The 24,376-nt window shown below is 75.5% G+C and carries 25 protein-coding genes; 8 read left to right on the top strand and 17 right to left on the bottom strand.

The features are described 5' to 3' along the window. Window positions 1–517 precede the first annotated feature (517 nt). Window positions 518–1,711: a hypothetical protein gene (locus ACFQ8E_RS13285; RefSeq protein WP_430551036.1), complete on the top strand. Its 1,194-nt coding sequence runs from the start codon at window positions 518–520 to the stop codon at window positions 1,709–1,711. Here the strand turns inward: ACFQ8E_RS13285 and ACFQ8E_RS13280 are convergent. Further along, window positions 1,665–2,327, bottom strand: coding sequence for an MOSC domain-containing protein (locus tag ACFQ8E_RS13280; protein ID WP_430551035.1), 663 nt, complete (start codon window positions 2,325–2,327; stop codon window positions 1,665–1,667). The genes ACFQ8E_RS13285 and ACFQ8E_RS13280 overlap by 47 nt on opposite strands. Window positions 2,328–2,362: 35 nt before the next feature. Between ACFQ8E_RS13280 and ACFQ8E_RS13275 the strand changes: the two genes are divergently transcribed. After that, window positions 2,363–3,694, top strand: a complete 1,332-nt coding sequence (locus tag ACFQ8E_RS13275; protein WP_430551034.1) for an NAD(P)/FAD-dependent oxidoreductase — start codon at window positions 2,363–2,365, stop codon at window positions 3,692–3,694. Here the strand turns inward: ACFQ8E_RS13275 and ACFQ8E_RS13270 are convergent. The 4 genes from ACFQ8E_RS13270 to ACFQ8E_RS13255 all read right to left on the bottom strand — a co-directional run bounded on the left by ACFQ8E_RS13270 (window position 3,666) and on the right by ACFQ8E_RS13255 (window position 8,543). Then, window positions 3,666–5,078 (bottom strand): amino acid permease, encoded by a 1,413-nt coding sequence (locus tag ACFQ8E_RS13270; RefSeq protein ID WP_430551033.1) that lies wholly within the window; start codon window positions 5,076–5,078, stop codon window positions 3,666–3,668. The genes ACFQ8E_RS13275 and ACFQ8E_RS13270 overlap by 29 nt on opposite strands. A gap of 89 nt (window positions 5,079–5,167) precedes the next feature. Beyond that, window positions 5,168–6,823 carry an ABC transporter permease gene (locus tag ACFQ8E_RS13265; RefSeq protein ID WP_430551032.1) on the bottom strand — a complete coding sequence of 552 codons (1,656 nt, stop codon included), beginning with the start codon at window positions 6,821–6,823 and terminating at the stop codon, window positions 5,168–5,170. After that, entirely contained in the window at window positions 6,820–7,806 is a 987-nt protein-coding gene (locus ACFQ8E_RS13260) for an ATP-binding cassette domain-containing protein (protein WP_430551031.1), read from the bottom strand. The genes ACFQ8E_RS13265 and ACFQ8E_RS13260 overlap by 4 nt, the downstream gene beginning before the upstream one ends. Further along, window positions 7,803–8,543, bottom strand: coding sequence for a TetR family transcriptional regulator (locus tag ACFQ8E_RS13255; protein WP_430551030.1), 741 nt, complete (start codon window positions 8,541–8,543; stop codon window positions 7,803–7,805). Before ACFQ8E_RS13255 ends, ACFQ8E_RS13260 begins: the two co-directional genes overlap by 4 nt. A 113-nt stretch (window positions 8,544–8,656) precedes the next feature. Between ACFQ8E_RS13255 and ACFQ8E_RS13250 the strand changes: the two genes are divergently transcribed. Further along, window positions 8,657–9,505, top strand: a complete 849-nt coding sequence (locus tag ACFQ8E_RS13250) for an SAM-dependent methyltransferase (protein ID WP_430551029.1) — start codon at window positions 8,657–8,659, stop codon at window positions 9,503–9,505. Window positions 9,506–9,581: 76 nt separating this feature from the next. Then, window positions 9,582–10,025, top strand: a complete 444-nt coding sequence (locus ACFQ8E_RS13245; protein ID WP_430551028.1) for a pyrimidine dimer DNA glycosylase/endonuclease V — start codon at window positions 9,582–9,584, stop codon at window positions 10,023–10,025. A gap of 42 nt (window positions 10,026–10,067) precedes the next feature. On the opposite strand, the gene ACFQ8E_RS13240 is transcribed toward ACFQ8E_RS13245, so the two are convergent. Genes ACFQ8E_RS13240 through ACFQ8E_RS13215 form a run of 6 tightly spaced genes read right to left on the bottom strand, consistent with a single transcriptional unit; the run spans window position 10,068 to window position 15,237 of the window. Next, window positions 10,068–10,982 carry a prenyltransferase gene (locus ACFQ8E_RS13240; RefSeq protein WP_430551027.1) on the bottom strand — a complete coding sequence of 305 codons (915 nt, stop codon included), beginning with the start codon at window positions 10,980–10,982 and terminating at the stop codon, window positions 10,068–10,070. Further along, the gene (locus ACFQ8E_RS13235; RefSeq protein ID WP_430551026.1) at window positions 10,979–11,299 is read right to left on the bottom strand and encodes a lycopene cyclase domain-containing protein; all 321 of its coding nucleotides are present in this window, start codon (window positions 11,297–11,299) and stop codon (window positions 10,979–10,981) included. Before ACFQ8E_RS13235 ends, ACFQ8E_RS13240 begins: the two co-directional genes overlap by 4 nt. Next, window positions 11,296–11,646 carry a lycopene cyclase domain-containing protein gene (locus ACFQ8E_RS13230; RefSeq protein ID WP_430551025.1) on the bottom strand — a complete coding sequence of 117 codons (351 nt, stop codon included), beginning with the start codon at window positions 11,644–11,646 and terminating at the stop codon, window positions 11,296–11,298. Before ACFQ8E_RS13230 ends, ACFQ8E_RS13235 begins: the two co-directional genes overlap by 4 nt. Beyond that, the gene (gene crtI, locus ACFQ8E_RS13225) at window positions 11,643–13,265 is read right to left on the bottom strand and encodes a phytoene desaturase family protein (RefSeq protein WP_430551024.1); all 1,623 of its coding nucleotides are present in this window, start codon (window positions 13,263–13,265) and stop codon (window positions 11,643–11,645) included. Before crtI ends, ACFQ8E_RS13230 begins: the two co-directional genes overlap by 4 nt. Beyond that, window positions 13,262–14,161: a phytoene/squalene synthase family protein gene (locus ACFQ8E_RS13220; RefSeq protein WP_430551023.1), complete on the bottom strand. Its 900-nt coding sequence runs from the start codon at window positions 14,159–14,161 to the stop codon at window positions 13,262–13,264. The genes crtI and ACFQ8E_RS13220 overlap by 4 nt, the downstream gene beginning before the upstream one ends. Further along, window positions 14,158–15,237 carry a polyprenyl synthetase family protein gene (locus ACFQ8E_RS13215; protein WP_430551022.1) on the bottom strand — a complete coding sequence of 360 codons (1,080 nt, stop codon included), beginning with the start codon at window positions 15,235–15,237 and terminating at the stop codon, window positions 14,158–14,160. The genes ACFQ8E_RS13220 and ACFQ8E_RS13215 overlap by 4 nt, the downstream gene beginning before the upstream one ends. A gap of 52 nt (window positions 15,238–15,289) precedes the next feature. On the opposite strand from ACFQ8E_RS13215, the gene ACFQ8E_RS13210 reads away from it, so the two are divergent. After that, window positions 15,290–15,814, top strand: coding sequence for a MarR family winged helix-turn-helix transcriptional regulator (locus ACFQ8E_RS13210; RefSeq protein WP_430551021.1), 525 nt, complete (start codon window positions 15,290–15,292; stop codon window positions 15,812–15,814). A gap of 15 nt (window positions 15,815–15,829) precedes the next feature. Here the strand turns inward: ACFQ8E_RS13210 and idi are convergent, their stop codons facing one another. Together idi and ACFQ8E_RS13200 are read right to left on the bottom strand one after the other, a co-directional pair. Beyond that, window positions 15,830–16,417 (bottom strand): isopentenyl-diphosphate Delta-isomerase, encoded by a 588-nt coding sequence (gene idi / locus ACFQ8E_RS13205; RefSeq protein WP_430551020.1) that lies wholly within the window; start codon window positions 16,415–16,417, stop codon window positions 15,830–15,832. Beyond that, window positions 16,414–17,223, bottom strand: a complete 810-nt coding sequence (locus ACFQ8E_RS13200) for a tryptophan-rich sensory protein (RefSeq protein WP_430551019.1) — start codon at window positions 17,221–17,223, stop codon at window positions 16,414–16,416. The genes idi and ACFQ8E_RS13200 overlap by 4 nt, the downstream gene beginning before the upstream one ends. A 137-nt stretch (window positions 17,224–17,360) precedes the next feature. Here ACFQ8E_RS13200 and ACFQ8E_RS13195 point away from each other — a divergent pair, with 137 nt between their 5' ends. After that, the gene (locus ACFQ8E_RS13195; protein ID WP_430551018.1) at window positions 17,361–18,854 is read left to right on the top strand and encodes an SDR family oxidoreductase; all 1,494 of its coding nucleotides are present in this window, start codon (window positions 17,361–17,363) and stop codon (window positions 18,852–18,854) included. Between the two features lie 6 nt (window positions 18,855–18,860). Here ACFQ8E_RS13195 and ACFQ8E_RS13190 read toward each other — a convergent pair whose 3' ends face one another. Further along, on the bottom strand, window positions 18,861–19,214 hold the full coding sequence (locus tag ACFQ8E_RS13190) for a hypothetical protein (protein WP_430551017.1): 354 nt from the start codon (window positions 19,212–19,214) through the stop codon (window positions 18,861–18,863). A gap of 60 nt (window positions 19,215–19,274) precedes the next feature. Next, a complete protein-coding gene (locus ACFQ8E_RS13185; protein WP_430551016.1) occupies window positions 19,275–20,693 on the bottom strand; it encodes an adenylosuccinate lyase family protein in 1,419 nt (472 codons plus the stop codon). Window positions 20,694–20,802: 109 nt separating this feature from the next. On the opposite strand from ACFQ8E_RS13185, the gene ACFQ8E_RS13180 reads away from it, so the two are divergent. Further along, entirely contained in the window at window positions 20,803–21,540 is a 738-nt protein-coding gene (locus ACFQ8E_RS13180; RefSeq protein WP_430551015.1) for a VOC family protein, read from the top strand. Window positions 21,541–21,556: 16 nt separating this feature from the next. Here ACFQ8E_RS13180 and ACFQ8E_RS13175 read toward each other — a convergent pair whose 3' ends face one another. Beyond that, window positions 21,557–22,183, bottom strand: a complete 627-nt coding sequence (locus ACFQ8E_RS13175; RefSeq protein WP_430551014.1) for a uridine kinase — start codon at window positions 22,181–22,183, stop codon at window positions 21,557–21,559. A gap of 46 nt (window positions 22,184–22,229) precedes the next feature. Next, a complete protein-coding gene (locus ACFQ8E_RS13170; RefSeq protein WP_430551013.1) occupies window positions 22,230–22,574 on the bottom strand; it encodes a TraR/DksA family transcriptional regulator in 345 nt (114 codons plus the stop codon). Window positions 22,575–22,706: 132 nt separating this feature from the next. Between ACFQ8E_RS13170 and ACFQ8E_RS13165 the strand changes: the two genes are divergently transcribed. After that, entirely contained in the window at window positions 22,707–24,374 is a 1,668-nt protein-coding gene (locus ACFQ8E_RS13165; protein WP_430551012.1) for a glycerophosphodiester phosphodiesterase, read from the top strand. Window positions 24,375–24,376 lie beyond the last annotated feature (2 nt).

The following is a 24,376-nucleotide window of genomic DNA, read 5'->3' as shown; positions in this document are numbered from 1 at the left end:
GTGTGTGTTTTTTTTTTTTACACACCCCACGCCCGTGCCCCCCCCCCCCCCGCCCCGCCCCCCCCGGGGGTGGGGGTGGGGGGGCCCCGGGCCGGGCCCGGGGGGCCGCGCCCCCCCCCGCGACGTGCGTCGCTCCGGTGCGGCCTGGGCACAGGCCGCACCGGAGCCGGGCGTCCGAGAACCACGGGGGTCGGCCGCGGGCGGCGCGGCGTGAGCTCCGTCGTCTTCGAACATGTGTTCGACTCTAGCGAGGATCGACTGACACCACAAGAGGTTTCATCGCGCGTCCGACGACCGGCCGGGCAGCAACCACGCCCCCGTCGGTCCAAGGGACGAGCCATGGTCACCCGCCGCCCGCCGCGAGCCTTCGCAGGCCGTCTTCCGCCGGCGATCACGGCCGTCGGCCGCCCGCCGGTTCCCGTGCGCGGGGGACGCGCTTCCCCCGCACGGGGGAGGCCACCCGCCACCCCCGGCGCGAGCGTGGGAGCACACCCACCGACCGACCGGAGGCAGCACGATGACCAGCACGTCCGTCCCCAGAGAAGTCCCCCGGCGCGACGCCGGCCCCGGCAGCGCCCCGCACGCCGTCGAGGCACCGCCGCCGGACCGCCGGCTCGCCGCCGCCGCGCTCGTCGCGTCCGCCGCCACGGCGGCCATGCTCGGATGGTTCGTCGCCCGGCCGGACGTCGACCCCCTGCTCGAGGACGGGCGCATGCTCGCCGCCGGGCTGGTGCCCGCGGCGTCGCTCGTCCTGGTCCTGCTCGCGGCCGCGCTGCTCGGCGTCGTGACCGCCGCGGCCGCGCTCGCCCGCCCCACCGCCCGCGCCGCCGGGCGCCTCGTCGCGCCGGTCGGCGCCGGTGAGGTCGTCCTGTTCGGCCTGCTGGCCCAGGGGTCGGGCACGCTCCCCGCCGCCGGCTACCTCGTGTCGTTCGCGGTCCCCGTCCTCGCCGTCTGGGCGGGCGTCCAGGTGTTCCGCAACCGCCCCGCGTGGCGGTTGCCCCTCGCCGCCGTCGCAGTGCTCGCCGTCGTCGGCGTCGTCGTCGGCCGCGACGCGTTCGCCACCTGGGTCGGCGCGGTCTCGACAGGGCTCGCGCGCGAGCCGTGGGCCCTGCCCGCGGTGCTGCTGCCTCTCGCCACGGCGGCCGCCTGGGGCGGCCTCGTCGCCGTGCGCGCCTGGCGGCGCGGGTCGCTGCGGACCGCCACCGCCTGGGTCACCCGGCACCGGAAGCTGTTCACGATCCTCGCGGCGCTCGGGCCGCTGCCCTACGCGCTCGCCCGCGCCAGCTGGCTGACCCCGTGGCCGCAGCTCGGCAACGGCGAGGAGCTGACGCTGGCGGTGAAGATCCAGGGCCTGTCGCTCTCGTCCGGCGCCTGGCTCGGCATCGTGCTCACGCTCGGCCTGATCCTGCCGTGGGGCGAGCGGCTGCCGCGCTGGTTCGGCCGCCGCGCAGGACGCCCGGTGCCGCCGGCCGCCGCCATCGTGCCCGGCGGGATCGTCGCCGTCATGCTCTGCGGCGCCGCCGTCCCGATGCTCCTCCTGATGGGCGCCACGGGCGCCCTGTACTTCCCCGCGTGGTTCTGGGGGCCCACGCTCGCCCTCGCGGTCTGGGGCTACGCGGGCCACCGGTACGGGGTCGGCGACGCCGTCGAGGGCGCCCCCGGGGTCAGCGACCCAGGGACTTCTCGGCCCGCTCCCGCAGCTCGTCGCTGAGGCGCAGCTCGCCGCCGTCGTGGGCCACGACCAGGGCCTTCGCGACGTCGGCGAGCACGGGCGCGCCGTCGAGCCGGTTGAACGCCCCGAACCAGTCCGCGAGCGTCACGCCGTGCGACGGCCGGTGCACCACCTCGACCTCGTCGCCCGCGCCCAGGTCGCCGTTCTCCACGACCCGCAGGTACGCGCCGGTCCGGTTCGCCTGCGTGAACCGGCGCACCCAGCGCGGCGGCGAGTCGAGGCGGCGGGCGAACGTCTGGCACGGGGTGCGCGGCACCGTCGCCTCGAGGAGCGCCGTGCCCACGCGCCACCGCTCGCCGACGACGGCCCCGCTCACCTCGAGCCCGCGGGTGCGCAGGTTCTCCCCGAACAGCCCCGGAGTGACCTCGTAGCCCAGCTCCGCGCCCCACCACTCGGCGTCCTCCTGGGCGTACGCGTACACCGCCTGGTCCAGGCCGCCGTGGTTGGCGCGGTCCGCCTGCACGTCCGCGTACAGCCCGTACGGGCGGGCCTTGACCCGCCCCTCCACGGGGCGCTTGTCGATGGCGGTGACGCCCACCGTCCCGGCGTCGGGCAGGAGGGCGAACACGCGGCAGACGGCGAGGAGCTCGGGCACGGCAGCATTCTCTCAGGTCACCTACCGTGGTCCCCGTGAGCGAACGCACCGAGAACCTCCCCCATGTCGTGGTCGTCGGCGGAGGGTTCGGCGGTCTCGCGGTGGTGAAGGCGCTCGCGAAGGCGCCGGTGCGGGTCACGCTCGTCGAGCGACGCGTCTACAACACGTTCCAGCCCTTGCTGTACCAGGTCGCCACCGGGGGGCTGAACCCGGGCGACGTCACCTACTGGCTCCGCGGGCTGCGACTGAAGCAGAAGAACCTGCGGGTGCTGCACGAGCACCTGGTCGGCGTCGACCACGACGCGCGCACCATCCGGCTCGCCAACGACGAGACGATCTCCTTCGACCACCTGGTGCTCGCCAACGGCGTCACCGTGAACTTCTTCGACACCCCGGGTGCCAAGGAGAACGCGTTCGGCATGTACTCGCGCTCGCAGGCCCTGCGGATCCGCGACCAGCTCTTCATCCGGCTGGAGCGCTCCGCGTTCACCCCGGGGTCCGACGACGGCCTGCGCGTCGTCGTGGTGGGCGGCGGCGCCACGGGGGTCGAGGTCGCGGGGGCGCTCGCGGAGCTGCGCACCGCCGGGCTGGCGCCCGCGTACCCGGAGATCCACGGCGACGCGTTCGAGATCACGGTCGTGCAGCGCGGCGGCGAGCTGCTCAAGGCGTTCCACCCGAGCCTGCGCGAGTACGCCGCGCAGGAGCTGGGCCACCGCGGGGTGAAGCTGCACCTGGGTGCGGGCGTCGCGGAGGTGCTGCCCGACGCCGTCGTGCTCACCGACGGCACCCGCATCCGCGCCGACCTCACGGTGTGGTCGGCCGGCGTGGGACCGCACCCCGAGGTGGACGACTGGGACCTGCCCCGCCGGAAGGGCGGGCGCATCGCCGTCGGCCCGGACCTGCAGGTCGAGGGGCGGCCCGGCGTGTTCGCGATCGGCGACATCGCCGAGACGCCCGACTGGCTGCCGCAGCTGGCGCAACCGGCCATCCAGGGCGGGCAGCAGGTGGCGCGCAACATCCTCGCGCTCCTCGAGGGCCGGGCCACCGAGCCGCTGAGCTACCACGACAAGGGCACGATGGCGGTCATCGGCCGCCGCGCCGCGATCGCCGAGATCACCCTGCCCGTCACGTCGAAGATGCTGCGGCTCACGGGCGGCCTCGCCTGGCTGGTCTGGCTGTTCGTGCACATCATGTCGCTCGTCGGCCCGCGCAACCGCGTCACGACGCTCGCGGGCCTCGTCACCCGGTACGGGTTCCCGTTCCACCGCCGCCCGATCCCGATCGTCGGCGACGTGCCCACGATCCGGCCGGCGAAGCCGGACGCCGCCCCCGACGGTGCTAGCGAGCGGCGCGCACCCGGCGCGTGACGGCGTAGACCGCGAGGATCACGACGACCAGGCCGCCGGTGGCGACGAGCTGGGCGCGCGCCGCCGGGTCGGAGAGCATGAGCCCGGCGAGCGCGACGAGACCCGCGAGCGTCACCCACGTGAGGTACGGGTAGCCCCACATGCGCAGCCGCATGGGCTCGCCCGACCGCGCGGCGTCGGCCTCGAGGCGCGGGCGCAGGCGCAGCTGCGACACGGTGATGAGCAGCCACACCACGAACAGCGCGGAGCCGACGGCGTTGAGCAGGATCGTGAGGATCTGCGCGGGCAGCAGCCAGTTGAGCCCCACGGCGACGACGCCGAAGAACACGGACACGAGCACGGCCACCCACGGCACCTCGCGGCGCGAGACCCGGGTGGTGGCGGGGGGCGCGTCGTCGCGCTGCCCGAGGGAGAAGAGCATCCGCGACGTGCCGTAGACGTTCGCGTTGAACGCGCTGAGCAGCGCCAGCACCACCACGACCTCCATGAGCCGCGCGCCGCCCTCGAACCCGGCCATCTGCAGCACGGAGACGAACGGCGAGGCCAGCCGCGCGGCGTCGTCCCAGGCGATGAGCGCGACGATGATCGCCACCGAGCCCACGTAGAACAGCAGGATGCGCCACACGATGGTGCGGGTGGCGCGGGCCACCGCGGTGCGCGGGTCGCGTGCCTCGGCCGCCGCGATCGCGACGATCTCGATGCCGCCGAACGCGAAGACGACGGTGAGCAGGCCCGCCGCGATGCCCGCCCACCCGGCGGGGGCGAACCCGCCGTGCGCGGCCCAGTCGCCCAGCACGCTGCCGGACACCGGGATGACGCCGACCACGATCAGCACGCCCACCACGAGGAAGGCGAGGATGGCGGCCACCTTGATCGCCGCGAACCAGAACTCCGACTCGCCGAACTGCCGCACGCCCACGAGGTTGATGCCGCCCAGCACCAGCACGACCACGGCGGCCACGACCCACTGCGGCACGTCCGGCCACCAGCCGCTGACGATGCCCGCGACGCCCGTCACCTCGACGCCGAGCACCATGATCAGCGTGAACCAGTACAGCCAGCCCAGCAGGAAGCCGGCCCAGCGGCCCAGCGCCGCCTCCGCGTAGACGGAGAACGAGCCGGAGGCGGGCAGCGCGGACGCCATCTCCGCGAGCATGCGCATCACGAGGACGACGAGCGCCCCCGCGATGGCGTAGCTGACGAGGACGGCGGGGCCCGCCGTCGCGACGCCGACGCCGGCGCCGAGGAACAGGCCCGCCCCGATCGCGGACCCGAGCCCCATCATCGTCAGGTGGCGGGTGCGCAGGCCGTGCGCGAGCTGGGTGTCGTGGCCGGCGCCGGGCTGCTCGCTCGCCGTCGTGCCGGGATCCGTGGGGGTGCTCACGGCCGACCACGCTAACCCGCCCCCGCGAGTTGTCAGGACCAGCGCCCGGTATACGGCGCGCAGAGCCTGACGACTCGCGGGGCGGGGCGCTACTTCGTGGCGACGTCCCGACGGCGGAAGCCGGCGAACGCCAGCACGAACAGCACGAGCGCGACGGCGCAGAGCCCGGCCACGTGCACCCCGTCGACGTCGCCGGTGAGCGGGTCGGGCACCCACCAGAACGGCGAGATCCTCCGCGCCCAGTCGGGCAGGTGGAGCAGGTCGGCGAACAGGGAGACGACGATCGTGTACTCCAGCAGCAGCCAGACCAGCGACGTCGCCCGGGGGACCCAGGCGAACAGCGCCGCCGCGAGCCCGACGAACACGGCCAGCGCCGGCAGGTACAGCAGCCCCGCCTCGACGACCTGGCCGAACGTCACCTCGTCGGTGCCCGCCACCGCCGCGCCGCCGGCCAGCGCGAGGACGCCCGTCACCAGCACCACCAGCGTGCCGAGGGACGTCACGGCGAGGTTCGCCCCGAGCCACCTGCCCCGGGAGACCGGCGTCGCGAGCGCGTACTCCGCGCGTCCGGCGTCCTCCTCCGACCTGACCCGCAGGGCGGCGACGATGCCGTACGCGGCCGCGCCGAGCGCGGCGTACAGCGTGATGATGCCGACGAAGGCCTGGGTCACCTCGCCGCTGCCGAGGACGCTCGCGTACACCGGGTTGTCGGCGAGCGACTCGGTCATCGACCCGACCTGGTTGACGATCGTGCCGGTGGCGAACCACATGAACGCCAGCCCGAGCGTCGTCCACAGGAGGGCCATGCGCTGCTGCACCCACACGAGCGCGGACGGCGTCCGCAGGCTCGGCAGGGCGTCGGCGCGGCCGGGGCGGTCGGGCACCAGCCCGGCGCCGAAGTCCCGGCGCGAGGCGAGCGACGCCGCCACGACCAGCAGCAGCACGATGGCGACGGCGCCGAGGGCGGCGGGCCACCAGCGCAGGTCCACGTAGGCGCGCATCTGCTGCGCCCACGCGATCGGGGACAGCCACGAGACCCAGCTGCCGTGCTGCTCCTGCATGTCGCCGATGGTGCGCAGCGTGAACGCCGCGCCGAGCGCCGCCATCGACAGCCCCGTGGCGCCGCGGGAGTGCTCCGTCACCTGCGCCGCGACCAGCGCGATCGCGCCGAACGTCATGGCGCTCATCGCGACGCCGAGCGACATCGCCACCGAGTCCGTGGCCTCCAGCCCGCTCCCGACCAGCACCGCGGACGACAGCGCTGCGACCACCAGGTTGACCAGCAGCACCACGATCAGCGCCGACGCGACCGACGCGTGCCGCCCGACGGCGGCCGCGCGCACCAGCTCAGACCGGCTCGACTCCTCCTCGGCGCGCGTGTGGCGCACCACCTGCATGATGCTCATGACCGCGAGCGCCAGCACCATCCACAGCACGAGCTCGTTCGAGACCGCCGCGCCGACGGTGTAGTCGTCGGTGCCGTACCCCGGCCCGGTCATCGACACCATGGCGGGCGTCTGCACCAGCGCGGCCCGCGCCTGCATGCCGGCCGGGTCGTCCGCCATCGCCGTGTACTCGCCGAGGGAGGCGAGGTACAGCGCCGGGATCGCGAGGGACCACACGAGCAGGCGCACGCGGTCGCGGCGCAGGATGAACCGCACCAGGCTCCACGTGCCCGTCAGCGTGGTGCCGCCGGAGCGCGCGGACCCTGCGCGGAGCCGCGGCGCGGCGGTGACGGCACTCATCGTGCGCCCGCCTTGCTGGTGGCGCCCTCGACCTGCACGCCGTCGGCGGCGAGCTCGTCGCCGTAGTGCCGCATGAACAGCTCTTCGAGCGACGGCGGCTGCGCGGTGAAGGAGTGCACGCCGAGGGCGGAGACGGCGGGCAGGACACGCCCCATCTCCGAGTTGTCGACGTCGAACGTCACGCGCGTGCCGACACCGTTCTCGCTGGTGGCGAGGTCGTGCACCCCGGCCATCGCCCCGATCGGGGCCGGGTCGCCGTCGACGACGGCGGTGACGGCCGAGCGCGTGAGGTGGCGCAGGTCGTCGAGGGTGCCGGACTCCACGGAGCGGCCGCCGCGGATGATCGTCACGGTGTCGCAGACCTTCTCGACCTCGCTGAGGATGTGGCTCGACAGCAGCACGGAGGTGCCGGCGGCCTTGGCCTCCCGCACGTGCTCGGTGAACACGGCCTCCATGAGCGGGTCGAGGCCGGAGGTGGGCTCGTCGAGCACGAGCAGGTCGACCTGGGAGACGAACGCCGCGACGAGCGCGACCTTCTGCCGGTTGCCCTTGGAGTAGGTGCGGGCCTTCTTGGTGGGGTCGAGCTCGAACCGCTCCAGCAGCTCGGCCTTGCGCTTCTTGTCGGGCTTCCCGCGCAGGCGGGCGAGGTAGTCGATGGCCTCGCCGCCGGTGAGGTTCGGCCACAGCGACACGTCGCCCGGCACGTACGCCAGACGGCGGTGCAGCGCGACGGCGTCGCGCCAGGGGTCGCCGCCGAGCAGCCGGGCGCTGCCGGAGTCGGCGCGCAGCAGGCCGAGCAGCACGCGGATGGTGGTGGACTTCCCGGCGCCGTTCGGGCCGAGGAAGCCGGCCACCTGGCCGGCCTCGACGGTCAGGTCCAGCCCGTCGAGGGCCTGGACAGAGCCGAAGGACTTGCGCAGGTCGTGGATCTCGACCGCGCTCGCGGCCCGCGGGCCGGTGGTGGTTGCAGCCGTGGTGGTCATGGTTCCTCTTCGTCGTGGTGGGGGGTTCCGTCGGTGGGGGCCTGCGCCCCGGGCGGCGGGTCCGGCACGTACAGGAGGTAGTCGTCGAGCATGCGACGGGTGGTGAGGAAGCCCTCGGTGAAGAGCTCGAGCATCGGCAGGTACAGCTCGTCCATGAAGCGGCGCATGGCCGCGGTGACGTCGGAGGCGTCCTGCGGCGGGTCGAGCGTGACGGACAGCAGCATCGCGCCGAGGGAGGAGTAGACGAGGTAGCGCACCCGCGCCGCCTCGTCCCGGCTGGGCCGCACGACGCCGTCGCGCACCGCCTCGGACGTGTACACCTCGGCGTCGGCGATCATGTGCTCGGTGAACTCGCGGCCCACCGCGCCGCCCACCTGCAGCGAGCGCAGCACGTAGCCCACGAGCGGCGCGTACTGGTCCGCCGCGGCGAGCACCTGCAGCAGGCTGCCGCCGGCGGCACGGCCGATCGAGTCGCGCTTGACGTCGCGGATCCACGCGAGCACGTACTCGTCGCACGCGGCGTGCAGCTTGTCCTTGGAGCCGAAGTGGTGGATGACGAGCGCCGCGCTGACCCCGGCGTCGGACGCGATGGTCCGGACGGACGCGCCGAACCCGGACCGGGCGAAGCGGCGCATCGCGACGTCGAGGATCCGGCCGCGCGTGCTGCCGTCGGGTTCCGGCACGAGCGGCCCGCGGTCCTCGGCAGGGACCTCGGGCGCGACATCGACTGAACGCATGTTCAACAGACTAAACACGTGTTCAGCCACCCCGCAAGACCCTGATTTCCGTCGCCCCCGTGACGGGCGGGCGGCTAGCGTGGCCGGATCCGCCCCCGTCCCGCAGGAGCCCCGTGCCCGACCTGTTCGGCCAGCTGTCGGCCGTCACCACCCGCCCCGCCCTCTACGCGACGCTCACGACCCCCGACCTGTGGACCGACCCCCACATCTCCGCGCGCATGCTCGCCGCGCACCTCGACCCCGACGTCGACCTCTCGACCTACCGGACCGAGCTCCGGGAGCGCGTGCTGGCGTGGCTGGTCGACCGCTTCGACGTCGGCGAGGGCACGTCGGTGGCCGACCTCGGCTGCGGCCCCGGCCTCTACACGACGCCGCTCGCCCGCACCGGCGCGGCGGTCACGGGCCTCGACCTGTCGACGCGGTCGCTCGACCACGCCCGCGCGCTCGCCCGCGCCGAGGGGCTCCCGGTCCGCTACCTGCACCAGGACTACCTCGCCTACCGGGAGGACGTCCGCTACGACCTCGTCCTGCTGATCATGCGCGACTACGGCGCCCTGCCGCCGGAGCAGCGGCGGGCGCTGCTGGGCACGGTGCGCGACCACCTCGCCCCCGGCGGGTCCTTCGTGCTCGACGTCGACCACCTGCCGGCGTTCGCCGCGGTCCGGGAGGAGACGGTCTTCGCGCCCGACCTCATGGACGGCTTCTGGTCGGCGGACCCGTACTTCGGGTTCCGCACCACGCACCGGTACGACGAGGAGCGCGTCTCCCTGGACCGGTACGACGTCGTCGAGGCCGAGCGGACGCGCACCTTCTGCAACTGGGTCCGGTACTTCGACCCCGAGGAGCTGACCAGCGAGCTGTCCGCCGCCGGGCTCCGCACCGTCGACGTGCTGGGCGACCTGTCCGGCGCCCCGTTCGACCCGGACGGCCCGCAGTTCGCCGTCGTCGCGACCGCCGGCTGACCAGCGGGGCGACGGCGGCGCCGGGTGCTCGGCGTCGGGCTGCTCGTGCGGTGGGTGCGCGTGTCACGATGACCCGGTGCGCCTCTGGTCCCTCGCCCCCGACTACCTCGACCGGCAGGGGCTGACGGCCTGCTGGCGCGAGGCCCTGCTCGCCCAGGCGGTGCTCGCCGGGCGCACGAAGGGCTACCGCGACCATCCGCAGCTCGCCCGGTTCCGCGCCACCCCCGACCCGCTCGCCGCCGTCGGGGCCTACCTCGAGGGGATCGCGGCCGAGGCGTCCGCCCGCACGTACTCCTTCGACCGCGGCCGGATCCTCGACGCACCCCACGCCGGCCGCCCGCCGGTGCCGCGGATCCCGGTGACGGACGGGCAGCTGGAGTTCGAACGGGCGCACCTGGCCGCCAAGCTCCGCGTCCGCACCCCCGGCCTCGCGCCGGCGCTCGAGGAGGCCGAGCGCGTCCGTGCGCACCCGCTCTTCACCGTCGTCCCCGGCGCACGCGAGGACTGGGAGCGGGGCTGATCCCGAGCCCGATCCCGAGCCCCGACAGCCTCCGGGCCGGGGTCAGAGCCAGCCCAGGCTGACGGCGATGAGCAGCTGCGTCACCAGGAACCCGGTGACGAGGTTGAGCCACAGGAACCGCCGCCACCCGGCGTGCGCCTCCTCGCAGCGGTCGTCGGGCAGGTTCCGGTACGGCGCGACGCTCACCACGTAGGGCACGACGAGGACGGCGGCGAGCGCCGCAGGCCAGCCCGCCAGGACCAGCACGACGCCGGCCGCGGCGTAGGCCACCATCGCCCCGCGCACGGTGCGCGCCGCGCCGAGCCACGTGGCCACCGAGCCGATCCCGGCGGCGCGGTCCGCCTCGACGTCCTGCACCGCGCCGAACGCCTGGGACGCCATGCCCCACAGGAAGAACGCCGCGAGCACCCCGACCACCGGCCCGGTGAGGCTGCCGCCCGCCAGCGCCAGGCCGAAGACGGCGGGGCTGACGAAGTGGGTGCTCGACGTCGCCGAGTCCAGCACCGGCCGTTCCTTGAACCGGAGGCCCGGCGCGGAGTACGCGACCACGGCGAAGACGCTCACGGCGAGCACCGCGGTGGACGCGGCCGACCCGACCACGACCAGGTAGACGAGGAACGGGACGTTGCTCAGGACGGCGGAGCGCACCGTGAGGCGGTGCCACCGCCGCGACAGCACGACGCCCTCGATCCCGCCCTTGCGCGGGTTGCGCAGGTCCGACTCGTAGTCCCAGACGTCGTTGAGCCCGTACATCAGCAGGTTGTACGGGACGAGGAAGTAGAGCGTGCCGACGACGAGCTCCGCGACGCCCACCCGGCCGGCCCCGCCCGCCAGCAGGTACGCCGCGGCGAACGGGTACGCCGTGTTGATCCAGCTCACGGGGCGGGACGACCCGACGACCTGGCGCAGCGCGGCCGCCGGCCCCGTCGTCTGTCCCCCTCTCGCGGGCGCCGTCATGCGTCGACCTCCCCGCGCCCGTCGTCGCCCACCAGCGCCCACAGGGCGGGCAGCAGCAGCGCGGCCACGACGGGCCACGCGAGGTCCTCCACCGGCGTGAGCCACAGCCGCACGTCCACGAGCGCCGCGTCGTCGTACCGGAACAGGTCGGCGGCGATCATGAGGCTGTCGAAGACGACGGTGAGCGCCACGAGCACGACGGCGGCGAGCGCCGTCGCCGCCCACCACCGGCGCCCGAGGCGGCGCACCCGCGCGACGACCAGCGCGACCACCAGCGCGCCGGCGACGGCACCGACCGCGAGCCCCGCGTACGTCATCGCGCGCCCCGGGCGAGGCGTCCGGCGAGCGTGCGCCGCAGGAGCCCGTGCAGCACCAGCGTGAAATAGCAGAGGAACAGGATGAAGAAGAGCTCCTCGAGCGGCAGGTGCGGCGCGAGCTCGACGCCGGTCATGGCGGCGCCTCCGCGGGAGTAGAAGCCCGCCGCGATCGCCACGAGGTCCCACCCGAGGAACACCAGGGTGCCGACGGCGAGGACGGCGGCGCCGCGGCCGGGGTGCGCGGACCAGAGGACGAGCCGCGCGCGCCGGTCCACGAGGGCCATCGAGGCCAGCGCCCCGAGCAGCAGCGCGAGGTAGACGAAGGAGGTCCAGTGCAGGGCGATCACTCCTGGGACGCGAGGGCCGGACGGGGTTCGGGGAGCGGGCGGGCGGTCGTGTCGCCGCGCACCCGCTTCACGGCGAGCTCCGCGCTGATGAGGCACATCGGCAGCCCGACGCCGGGGATCGTCGACCCGCCGGCGTGGAGCAGCCCCGCGACCCGCCGCGAGCGGTTGCCCGCCCGGAACATCGCGCTCTGGCGCAGGGTGTGCGCCGGGCCGAGCATGCCGCCGGACCACGACGACAGGTCGGCCGCGAAGTCGCCCGGCCCCACGGTGCGCCGCACCACGACGCGCTCGCGCAGGTCGGGCACGCCCGCCCACGCGGCGACGCGGTCGATCGCGGCGTCCGCGACCGCCTCGACGGCGGCGTCGCCCGCGCCGTCCTCGCCGCCGCGGCCGAGGCCCGGGTCGGCCGGCACGGGCACGAGCAGGAAGAGGTTCTCGTGCCCGGGCGGGGCCACGGTCGGGTCCGTGCGGGACGGCGCGCACACGTACAGCGACGCCGGGTCGGGCACGCGCCCCTCGGCGATGGCGCCGAAGTTCTCCCGCCAGTCCGCGGTGAAGAACAGCGAGTGGTGCGCGAGCTGCGGCACGCGGCCGCGCACGCCCAGCATCACCAGGACGCCGCCCGGCCCCGGATCGCGCCGGGCCCACCACCCCGGCGACCGGTCGCGCAGGTCCGGCGGCAGCAGGTCCTGCTCCACGTGGTGCAGGTCGGCCGCGGTGACGACGACGTCGGCGGGCGCGTGGTGCTCGTCCCCGGAGGCGTCCACCCAGCGCACCCCGGTGACCGCAGCCCGGGGACGGCGGGACCCGGGGACGGGGATCCGGGTCCGTGCCGCCCCCGGGCCGTTCCCGACGGCCGTGGTCGTGATCGCGGTCGCCCGCGCGCGGGTGCGCAGGGTGACCCCCGCGCCCACCGCGAGCCCGGCGACCGCGTCGACCACGCGCGCGAATCCCCCCTGCGGGTATCGCACGCCGCCGTCGAGGTCCAGGGCGCTCATCAGGTGGTACAGGCTCGGCGCCCGGTCGGGCGACGAGCCGAGGAAGACCGCGGGGTACCCCAGCACCTGGCGCAGCCGCACGTCCTGGAACGACGCGGCCACCCGGGAGCCGAGGGATGCGCCCAGCAGCGGGGCGAGCCGGTGCCACCGCTTCGCGACGTCGGGATGGGCGAACGGCCGCCAGGAGGCGAACGTCGTGTACAGGAAGTGCCGCAGCGCCAGGTCGTACGTGTCGTGCGCGGAGTCCAGGTACCGCTCCAGGCGCTCCCCCGCGCCGGGCTCGACCGCCTCGAACGTCGCGGCGTTGGCGGCCCGGTCGGGCGAGACGTCGAGCGCGTCGTCGTGCCCCTCGAAGAAGACGCGGTAGGCCGGGTCGAGCCCGACGAGGTCCAGCTCGCGGTCGGCGCTCGAGCCCATGAGCCGGAACCAGTGGTCGAAGACCTCGGGCATGAGGTACCAGGACGGGCCCGTGTCGAAGCGGAAGCCGGCGCGCTCCCAGGAGCCCGCGCGCCCGCCCGGTGCGGCGTGCCGCTCGAGCACCTCGACCTCGTGCCCGTCGCGCGCGAGCAGCCCGGCCGTCGCCAGCCCCGCGATCCCCGCACCGATCACGACCACCCTCACCGGAGCACCTCCCCCGCAAGGGCCCCGGCCACCAGCCGCGCCTTGACCGGACCCGGGACCCTCACCCGCTCCTGCCGGATCGTGGCGGCCGGGGTGGTCGCCAGCCGACGGGAGAGCTCCGCGAACAGGTCGTGCGCCACCCGCACCGCGAGGCGCGAGCCGCGCGGCAGGTCGTCGATCGCGACGCGCGCGGCGGCCAGGTCGGCGTCGATGTCGGCGATCAGCCGGTCGCGGTCGTCGTCGCCGAACGCGTCCACGTCCAGCCCCGGGAAGTAGGCCCGGCCGCGGAGGTCCACGTCCTCGGCCAGGTCGCGCAGGAAGTTGACCTTCTGGAACGCCGCGCCGAGCCGTGCCGCGCCCGGGGCCAGGCGGTCGTAGGCCGCGTCGTCCCCCGCGACGAACACCCGCAGGCACATGAGGCCGACCACCTCGGCCGAACCGTGCACGTACGCGGCGAAGCTGGCCTCGTCGTGCGCGGTCACCGAGAGGTCGGCCCGCATCGACGCGAAGAACGGCGCCACGAGGTCGTCCCCGATGCCGAACCTGCGAGCGGTGCGCGCGAACGCGTGCACCACGAGGTTGCTGCTGCGCCCGCGTGCCCGCGCCCGCGCGACCTCGTGCTCGAGCTCGGCGAGCAGCTCGCCGCGCTCGGCGGCGGAGAGCCCGGGCCGGGGGTCGTCGACGATCTCGTCGGCCACCCGGACCAGCGCGTAGACGCCGCGCACGTGGTCTCGCACGTCGTCGCCGAGCAGGCGGCAGGCCCAGCCGAACGACGTCGAGTAGGCACGGACGACCACCGCGGCGCTGCGCACGGCCGCGGCGTCGTACGTCGGGTCGTCCGCCGCGACGCCGGGGACGTCGGGGACGGCCCGGTCCGGCGCGGTCGCGGCGCTCATGCGGCGCTCGTCGCGTGCGGTCCGGTCCCGACGAGACGCTCCACCACCGCGTCCAGGCCGAGGTCGCGGCCCAGCGCCCGGGCGTCGCGCTCGAGGTCCGCCACGAGGGTCTCGACCGCCGCACGGGCCCCGCACGCCGCGAGCAGCTCGCGGGCCCGCGCCAGCTCCGGCTCCCCGGCGTCGGGGTCGCCGAGCACGGCGCTCAGCTCGCCCCAGGCCCACGTGCCGCGGGCGAGCGCCACCAGCGGGGTGCACTTGCCCTCCCTCAGGTCGGAGGCGTTGCTCTTGCCGGTTACCTCCGGGTCCCCGAACACCCCGTCGAGGTCGTCGCGGAGCTGGAACGCGAGGCCCAGGTCACGCCCCAGGCGCAGAACGTCGGGCTCGAGGTCGTCCCGGCCCGCGAGGACCGCCGCGGCCCACAGCGGGAGCTGGAACGAGTACGCGGCCGTCTTGCGCTCGGCCGTGCGGAGCGTCTCGTCGAGGTCGGCGCACGGCCCGAGGCTCAGCCGGACGTCCGCGAGCTCGCCGTCGGCGGTGACGTGCAGGGTCTCGTCGAGGGCATCGAGCAGTCGCTCGGTGGTCGCCGGGGCGGCCCCGCACAGCGCGACCGCCCGCACCGCGCCCGCGAGCGCCAGGTCACCGGCCAGGATGCCCGCCGCGGCGCCGTAGCCCTCGGCCCGCCGGTCGTCGACGCCCGCCTCCCGCGCCCGGGCCGCGAACGCCCCGGCGACGTTCGGGCGCCCGCGTCGGGTGTCGGCCTCGTCGATGACGTCGTCGTGCACCAGGAAGGCGTGGTGCAGCAGCTCGAGGGCCGCGGCCACGGCGAGCGCGACCTCCCGAGGCTCGGGCGGCGCCGCCGGTGCGAGCGCGTCGTAGGCGGCGAGCAGGAGGCGCGGCCGCAACCGCTTGCCCCCGCGGCTCGTGCCGCGCACGGACTCCCACAGCCGGGCGTCCTCCGGACGGGGGCCGGTGACGAACAGCCGGTCGACGGCGTCCTCGATGTGCTCGGTGTCCGCGGTCGACGGGTCGCCGGCCCACGACGAGCGCTCCATCCGGCCCACCTCCTCGCCAAGCATGTATTTAGCCTAGCAAGATACTAGCCAGATGTGCAGTGGCTAGGATGAGCGCGTGACCCAGGCACCCACGGGGGGCTCCTACTGGTTCGGGGAGTCGGACGCGGAGGCCCGCAGCCTCCTCGAGGCGCTGCGGGCGTTCCGACGTGCCGACGAGGCGATGCGGCGCCGCGCCGGCCGCGACATGAAGATGAACCTCACCGACCTCCGTGCCCTCCAGCACGTCATCGCGTGCGAGGGCCACGGCGAGCCGGCGACGCCGCGCGGGCTCGCCGCGTACCTGGCGATCTCCACCGCCTCGACCACGAAGCTGCTCGACCGCCTGGTCGCCTCGGGGCACCTGGAGCGGCGCCCGCACCCGTCGGACCGCCGCTCGGTCGTCGTCGTCGCCTCCGACGCCGCGCACGCCGAGGTGCGCGAGCGGCTCGCCCCGGTCCACGCCCGCATGCTCGAGATCGCGCGGGCCGTGCCGGCGCGCTCCCGCCCGGCCGTGCGGGACTTCCTGCTGGCCATGGCGGCCGAGGCCGAGCGGGAGTCCGACCACGCGGCCGGGACCGTGGCCGGCGACGCGCCCGCCTGACCCTCGCGGCGCCCGCTACGCGACGCCTGGCTGCGCGCCGCCCGGCGCGGTCCAGCCCGCCGCGCGCAGCTCGGGCACCTGCTCGACCATCCACGGGCTCACCGCCCAGGGCGCGAGGTCGACGAGCGCCTCGACGTCACCCGGCCGCACCCACCGCCAGTCCATGACCTCGTCCGGGTTCGGCGCGGGGTCGCGGTCCACCGACGCGAGCAGCACCGGGCAGATCTCGTTCTCGACGATGCCGCCCGCGTCCACCGCGCGGTAGCGGAACGACGGCAGCACCGGCTCGCCGTCGGTCGCCACGTCCAGCCCGAGCTCGTGCCGGCCGTGCCGCAGGACGGCCTGGGCCAGCGGCTCGCCCCGGCGCGGGTGCCCGCAGAACGAGTTGGTCCAGACGCCGGGCCACGTCCGCTTCGACAGCGCGCGCCGGGTGACCAGGAGCCGCCCGTCCGGGCGGAACAGGTAGCAGGAGAACCCGAGGTGCAGCGGGGTGTCGCGGGTGTGCACCGTCGCGCGGGGGGCGACCCCCAGCGGCGCGCCCGCGTCGTCGAGCAGGACCACGTGGTCCTCGGCGGCCCCGGGGCCGCCGTCGACCCCGCTCACGACGCACCCTCGACGACGCGGCCGCGAACGGCCCGCAGGCGCAGCACCACCGCCGCCCCGAGCACGACGACGGCCGCGGCGAGGGCGCTGGCCGCGGCGGGTGCCGAGGCGGGCTCGCCCCCGGACCGCGCGACGGCCACCCACGCCAGGCCCCAGGCGATCGCCGCCGCCACGGCGATGCGTCCCTGCCCCCGCACCGCGAGCGCGACGCCGACGGCGGCGACCGCCGCGAGGATCCCCACGGCCCACCAGTCCGCCGCCACCGCCCCGCCGTCGAACCCCGCGGCCGCGAGGGCCGCCGCCACGTTCGCGACGGTGGCCACGCAGACCCAGCCCAGGTAGAGGCCGAGCGTCCCGTCCACGAGCACGCGCTCGACCACGCCGCTCGCCGGCGTCCGCACCAGGACCAGGAACGTCCGGGCGAGCACGGCGAGGAGCACCACGATGACGAGCACGCTCCACCACAGCGCGCCGGCCTGGACGACGAGGATCCAGGCCGCGTTGAGCAGCATGGTCGCCGCGACCGGGAGCCGCAGACGCCGCTGCCGGTCGTCGGCCGCGTGCGCGGGGAGCCACTGGAACACCGTGTAGCCCGCGAGGCCGAGGTAGATGACGGTCCAGATCGAGAACGCGGGGGACGCCGGGGCCACCAGGGTCGCGTCCGCCGCGAGCGCGCCGCCCGCGGCCTCCGACACCCGGGTGCCGCCGAAGACCCCGACACCGATCATCGACCCCACCACGCACACCAGCAGGCTCGCCGTCACCGCGACCTGCTGCAGCCGCGGAGCGGTCGTCGCGTCCGCCATCGGATCCTCCTCGCACGTCGGACGTCGCCGCGGCGAGGCGCCGCGGCACCTTCCACCCTGCCACCACGCGCACAGTATTGCTAGCCTGGCTAGCAACTTGAGACCCGAGAGGGGTCCGCCGAGAAGGAGGTACGCCCGTGCCGACCGACGCGCCGCTCGTGCTGGTCACCGGCGCCACCGGGTACATCGGCGGGCGGCTCGTGCCCGAGCTGCTCGCCGCCGGGTACCGGGTCCGCGTGCTCGCCCGCCATCCCGAGCGCCTCACCGCGCGCGCCTGGGCCGACGCCGTCGACGTCGTGACGGGCGATGCCGGCTCGCACCAGGACCTGCGCCGCGCCCTGGACGGGGTCGAGGTCGCCTACTACCTCATCCACGCCCTCGGCGCGGGGCACGGGTTCGCCGACACCGACCGCCGCACGGCCCGCGGGTTCGCGGAGGCGGCCGCCGAGGCCGGGCTGCGCCGCGTGGTCTACCTGGGCGGTCTCTACCCCGACACCGCGGACCTGTCGCCGCACCTCCGCTCCCGCCGGGAGGTGGAGAGGATCCTGCTCGCCGGCCGGGTCCCCACCGTCGTCCTGCGGGCCGCGGTCATCCTGGGCTCCGGGAGCGCGTCGTTCGAGATGATGCGCTACCTCACCGAGCGCCTGCCCGTCATGGTCGCCCCGCGGTGGATCGACAACCGCATCCAGCCGATCGCCGTCCGCGACGTGCTGCGCTACCTGGTCGGGGCGGCCGAGGTCCCCGACCACGTCAGCCGCGGCTTCGACATCGGCGGCCCGGACGTGCTGACCTACCGCGGGATGATGCAGCGCTACGCCGCCGTCGCGGGGCTGCGGCCCCGCGTGATCCGCGCCGTGCCCGTGCTGACGCCCCGGCTCGCGAGCCTGTGGGTCGGGCTGGTGACCCCGGTGCCGCCGGCGATCGCCCGCCCCCTGGTGGGCTCGCTGGTGCACGAGGTCGTGGCGCGCGACCACGACATCGCGCGGTACGTCCCCGACCCGCCCGAGGGCCTCGTCGGGTTCGACGACGCGGTCGCCCTCGCGCTCGCCCGGATCCGTGACCTCGACGTGCGGACCAGCTGGAGCTCGGCGTCCACGCGGGGCGCGCCGTCCGACCCGCTGCCCGACGACCCGGACTGGGCCGGAGGCAGCCTGCTCGTCGACGACCGGGCCCGAGCGGTGGACACCACGCCGGAGTCGCTGTGGTCGGTGATCGAGGGCATCGGCGGCGCCCACGGCTGGTACTCCTGGCGCCTCGGCTGGGTCGCCCGCGGCGTGCTCGACCGCCTCTTCGGCGGCCCCGGGCTGCGGCGCGGCCGGCGGCACCCGCACCGGCTGGAGCCCGGGGACGCGCTCGACTGGTGGCGCGTGGAGAAGGTGGTGCCCGGGCGGCTGCTCCGGCTGCGCGCCGAGATGCGCCTGCCGGGGCTCGCGTGGCTGGAGCTGGCGGTCGAGGAGGGTCCCGGCCCGAGCCCGGTGTTCCGGCAGCGCGCGATCTTCTCCCCGCGCGGCCTGCCGGGGCAGCTGTACTGGTGGGCGATCAGCCCGTTCCACGGGATCGTGTTCGGCGGGATGCAGCGCAACATCGCGCGCGCGGCCCACGAGCACGCGGTCGCCGAGGGGCGCCGCTGAACGACGTCAGTGGCGGGCCCGGCGGGCGCCGAGCGGGCCGCCGAAGACCAGCGAGATGCCGAGCACGTACCCGACGTCGTACCAGTTGCCGGTGTTGTGCACCTCGTACACCGACACGGAGTCGGTGAACAGGGAGACGATGAACGTGATCGGCAGGATCATGCCCTGCCACAGGCCCCACCAGAACCCGTAGGGCCCGACGCCGCTGATCGTCGAGGTGTCGACGGCCGGGTTCGGCCCCGCGGCGCACGCGCCCAGCACCGCGAGCGCGGCGAGGGCGAGCGCCGCCGCCGTCACGCGGCGTGCCGTCCGGCCGCGGGACGCACCCGCCTGGCCATGCTCCCTCTGCGCACGTTCCATCTGCCCACGATGACACCGGCCGGCCGCCGACGCCCCGCGGACGGCGTCCGGCGCCCGGGTTCACCCCTCCCCGGGCCGCTGGCTCCCGACCGAGACGGGGATCCGGGCGGGCAGCGCCTCGAGCCGGTCCGCGGTCTCGTCCGCGCACGCGGCGAGCTCCCGCGCGATCTCGGTGCTCAGGCCGAGGTAGCCCGCCGGGTCGAGGAGGGTCCGCAGCTCGTCGTCGTCGAAGGCCTCGCTGACCACGGGGTCGCCGTGCAGCAGCTCGAGGAACGGGCGCCCGTCCGACGCGGCCGCCTGCGCGACGGTGAACACGACATCGTGCGCCTTCTGCCGCCCGATCTTCTCGCCGAGGGCGAGCATGAGGGACTCCGAGCCGATCATGCCCTCGGACAGGCGGATGTTCGCCCGCATCCGGCCCGGATCGAGCTCCAGGCCGTCCATCACCACCTCGAGCCGCGCGAGCATGTCGCCCGCCAGCACCGCGGCGGACGCCGAGACGTCCTCGAGCAGGGCCGTCATGGCGCCGTTCGCCTCCTGGTCGTGCAGCATCGACTCCAGCGCCGGGCCGGCGAGGGCGCGCAGCTCCGCCGACATCGTCTGCATGTCGAGGGCGAGCTGGGGGTTGCGCTTGTGCGGCATGGTCGAGCTGCCGACCGTGCCCTCCGGCACCGGCTCGAACGCCTCCGCGAACTCCGGCTGCATCAGCGTGTAGACGTCCCGGCCGATCTTCCCGATCGTGCCCGCGAGCTGCGCCAGCACCAGCACGAGCTCCACGATGCCGTCGTTGACCGACCGGGACGGCACGCGCATCGGGTGCAGCCCGAGCCGCCGCGCCACCCCCGCCTCGATCGCCCGGCCCGAGCCGCCGAACGACGCGAACGTGCCCGCGGCGCCGCCCATGAGCACGCAGAACAGCCGCTCGTCGAGCCGCTCCAGCCGGTCGGCGTGCGCGGCGAGCTGGTCGATCCACACCGCCACCTTGAAGCCGAACGTCACCGGCACCGCGTGCTGGCTGTGCGTGCGGCCCGCCATCGGCAGCGCCGCGGACGACTCCGCGAGGCGGCCCGCCGACCGCAGCACGCGGCCCAGCTGGCGCAGCACCGCCCGGTGCGCGTCGCGCAGCACCAGCACGTCCGCCGTCTGGGTGATGTTCTGCGTCGTCGCGCCCCAGTGCACCCAGCCGCCGTGCTTGGAGCCGACGGCGCGCGCGAACTCCTCGATGAGCGGCACCAGCGGGTGGCTCGCCTCGGCGGTCGCGGCGAGCACCCGCCGCACGTCGAGCTTCTCGATGCGCGCCGTGAGCGCGATGGCGCGGGCCGACTCCGCCGGGATGAGCCCGGCGTCGGCCTCCGCGAGCGCGAGCGCCGCCTCGACGTCGAGCCGCGCCTGCCACCGGTTCTCCCGCGTGAACAGCCGAGCGATGCCGGGGTCGGGCACGCGGCCCTCGGTGAAGCGTCCGAACGGTGCGACGATCATGCGGCCCCCAGGGCGTCCGACGGCGGTGAGCAGCATGATCGCCCCGCCCGGCGGCGCTGTACAGCCCGGCGCGCTGCGGGTGTCGGAGGACCGCGGCACGCTGGGTCCCATGAGCGACGAGACGACGACGCGGGTCGCAGCCCTGGACGCGGTGGTGTTCGACGTCCCCGAACCGCAGGTCGCGGCGGACTTCTGGCAACGGCTGACCGGCGCGGAGGTCGAGCAGCAGGGGTACGGCGAGGACTGGATCACGCTGAACACCCCCGACGGCTGGTCGCTCGCCTTCCAGCCCGCCCCCGACCTGGTGCCGCCGCAGTGGCCCGGGCAGGAGCACCCGCAGCAGCTGCACCTCGACCTGCGCGTGCCGGACGTCGCGGCCGCCGTGCAGCGCGCCGTCGGCCTCGGCGCCACGGTGCTGCGCGAGAACCCGGAGTGGACGACGCTCGCCGACCCTGCCGGGCACCCGTTCGACCTGTGCCACGCGCCCGACAACGACGGTCTGACGATCATGGGCCTCACCTTCGACGTGCCGGACGCCTCGGCCGCCGCCGCGTTCTGGTCCGGCGTCCTCGGCGACCCGGTGGTCTACGACGCCGAGGGGATGGCGATGCTCGGCGGGGAGAGGGCGCTGCTGTTCCAGCAGGTGGAGGGCTACGCCGCCCCGCGCTGGCCCGACCCGGCGTACCCGCAGCAGCTGCACCTCGACCTCCAGATCGGCCCGCAGACGCTGGACGAGGCGGAGGCCGCGGCCCTCGCCGTCGGCGCGCAGCGGCTGCCCGGCGGTGAGGACACCTTCCGCGTCTTCGCCGACCCCGCCGGCCACCCGTTCTGCCTCTGCACGGGCTGACCGCCGGCCCGGCGGGTCAACCCGGGAGCACCAGCGCAGGCCGGTCGGGGTGGTCCACCCGCACGACGACATCGGCGCGGCGCTCGGGCTGCGCCTCTCGGCGGTAGCGCCCGTACGCCGCGAGGGTCCACGCGTCGTCGAGCGGCGTGTTCCGCGTCTCCGTCGCGGGCCGCAGCGCCAGGTGGACGGCCAGGTCGACGTCGAGCCCCCGGCCCAGCGCGAGCGACCCGTCCAGCACGACGACGGTGCCCGGCGGCGCGTCCTCGTACCCCGCGCGGGTCGAGCGGCCGGTGTCCGGGTCGCGCAGGCTCGGCAGCCAGCGGCCCCGCGTCACGACCGCGCCCAGCACCTCCCGGTTGAGCCCGTCGACGTCGATCCACTCGTCCAGGAGCGCGTCGGCGTCCCGGCGGCCGCGCTCGAGCCGCAGCGACCGGGCGCGCAGGAAGTCCCGGACCCGCACCCGTGCGACCGGGCGGCCCGCCGCGCGCAGCGGCTCGACCAGCGCGTCCGTGAGCGCCTCCGGACGCGTGGACGGGTGCCCGTCGACGAGCACGCGCACCGGGACGTCGCCCGCCCCGCGACCCAGGACGCGCGCCACGACGTGATCCACCACGCCGTCCGGGGTCAGGGGTTCCACGCGCACGCCGTCATGCTGCCAGGTCGCGCGCCCTCCGACGCCCGGGCCCCCCTCAGCGCGCGTGCTCGACGCAGCGCGTGGCGGCGGGCCGCGCCTCCAGCCGCGCGGCGGGGATGGGCCGGCCGCACACCTCGCAGACGCCGTACGTCCCGGCGGCGACGCGGTCGAGCGCGGCGAGGAGCTGGTCGCGCTCGCGCTCCGCCTCGGCCGCGAGCGCCGCCGCCTGCTGCCGCTCCCACGCGAGCGTGGCGCCCTCGGGGTCGTGCTCGTCGTCGGCGTTGGAGTCGCGCGCCGACTCGACGATCCCGTCGACGGCGCGCCGCTGCGCCGCGAGGCGCTCCTCCACCTCCGCGAGGCGCGCCCGCAGACGGCCCTCGGCGTCCTCCCGGTCGGTCATCCCGGCAGTCTCGCACCCCACCCGAAGTTCGTCCGACCGTCACCGGCGGGTCACCCCGTCGGCCCCGGTCCGGACATCCGCGCTGCCTAGCGTGCCCGCCATATCCGTCCGACGACGCCAGGAGGGTCCACCATGACCGCACGCCGCCGCACCCTGCTCGCCCCGCCCGGGACGCGCACCGTCCCCGCCACGCTCGCGTTCGCCGTCGCCGCGGGGGTGTCCGTCGCCTCGTTCGGCGCGACCCTCGTCGCACCGCCCGTCGCGACCGCCGCGCCGCTCGCCGCCGAGCCCGGCGACGTCGTCTACGCCCAGGACTTCGACGACGTCGCGGACGGCGCGCTGCCCGACGGCTGGCGGGTCGGGGCGGGCGCGTGGGCCGTGCAGGACGGCCGCCTCGTGGGCGAGCCGTCGACGATCGGGCGCGTCACCTTCGGCCCGCACCTGGAGAACTACCGGCTCGAGGCCACGGTGCGCTTCGACGCCGTGAACAACGCGGCCCGCTGGCTCGCGCCGATCCTCGACATCGACCCCGCCGGCGGCGTGCCGTGGTGGCAGGCCGCCATGCGCTCCACCACGACGGCGAGCAACGGCCTCGAGCTGGCCGAGCGCACGTCGGGCAACGCCTGGAACGTGCCGTCCACGGCGGCCGCGCCGTCGGACGCCGGCGTCGGCAAGGACGTGCCGATCGCGATCGAGGTGCAGGGCAACCACGCCACCTGGGTCTTCGACGGCCAGGAGGTGCTGGAGGGGCGCATCGGCCGCACCGACGACGGCGTGCTCGGCTTCTCCGCCGACGGCGCGCGCGTGAGCATCGACGACGTCGTCGTCACGGAGCTCGAGCCGAAGCCCGTCGTGAACGAGCCAGGCGACCTTCCCGTCACCGCGGCGCACCGCGGCTACTCGTCGGTCACGCCGGAGAACACGCTCGCCGCGTACGCCGCGGCGATGAAGACCGGCGCCGAGTACGTCGAGATCGACGTGCACACCACCGCGGACGGCGCGCCGGTCGTCCTGCACGACCAGACCGTCGACCGCACCACGGACGGGACGGGCGACGTCGCGTTCCTGCGGTCGCCGTACCTCGGCTCCCTCGACGCGGGATCGTGGTTCAGCCCCGCGTTCACCGGGGAGAAGGTCCCCACGTTCGCGCAGGTGCTCGACCTCATGGACACCGGCAGCTCCGACCTGCTGCTCGAGATCAAGGGGCCGGAGACCCGCGCGGAGGTGGACCGGACGGTCGACATGATCCTCGAGGCCGGGCTGGAGGACCGCGTGGTGCTGCAGTCGTTCGACGAGAAGGCCCTGGAGTACGCGTACGACCGCGCCCCGCAGATCCCGCTCGGCCTGCTGCGCGGCGCCCTCGACGCGGACCCGGTCGCCACGGCGGAGCGCCTGCACGCCACGTACTACAACCCGTCCGGCTCGGCGCTGGCCACGCGGCCGTCCGTCGTCGAGGACCTCAACGCCGCCGGCGTCGGCGTCTTCGTGTGGACGGTCGACTCCGCCGCCGACTGGACCCGGTTCACCGACCTCGGTGTCGAGGGCATGATCACCAACCGGCCCGGCGCGTTCGTCGGGTGGAAGACCGCGCAGGAGCAGGCCGACCCGGAGCCCGAGCCCGCCCCCGGCCTGCTCGCCCGGCTCGCCGACCTCGACCTGTCCACCGGCCAGGCCCAGCAGCTGTTCTCCGCCCTCGCCCGCGAGGACTGGGACCGGCTGGAGCGCGTGGTGACGAAGCACGTCGACGACGCCGAGCAGCGCGACGCCCTCCTCGCGGAGATCGCCGAGCTCCGCGCCTGACC

It is taken from the genome of Isoptericola sp. NPDC056573 (genome assembly GCF_042793335.1).
In the GTDB taxonomy this organism is placed as follows: Bacteria; Actinomycetota; Actinomycetes; order Actinomycetales; family Cellulomonadaceae; genus Isoptericola.
Note: the sequence above shows the minus strand (reverse complement) of the source record. Positions and strands in the feature narration are given on the sequence as shown.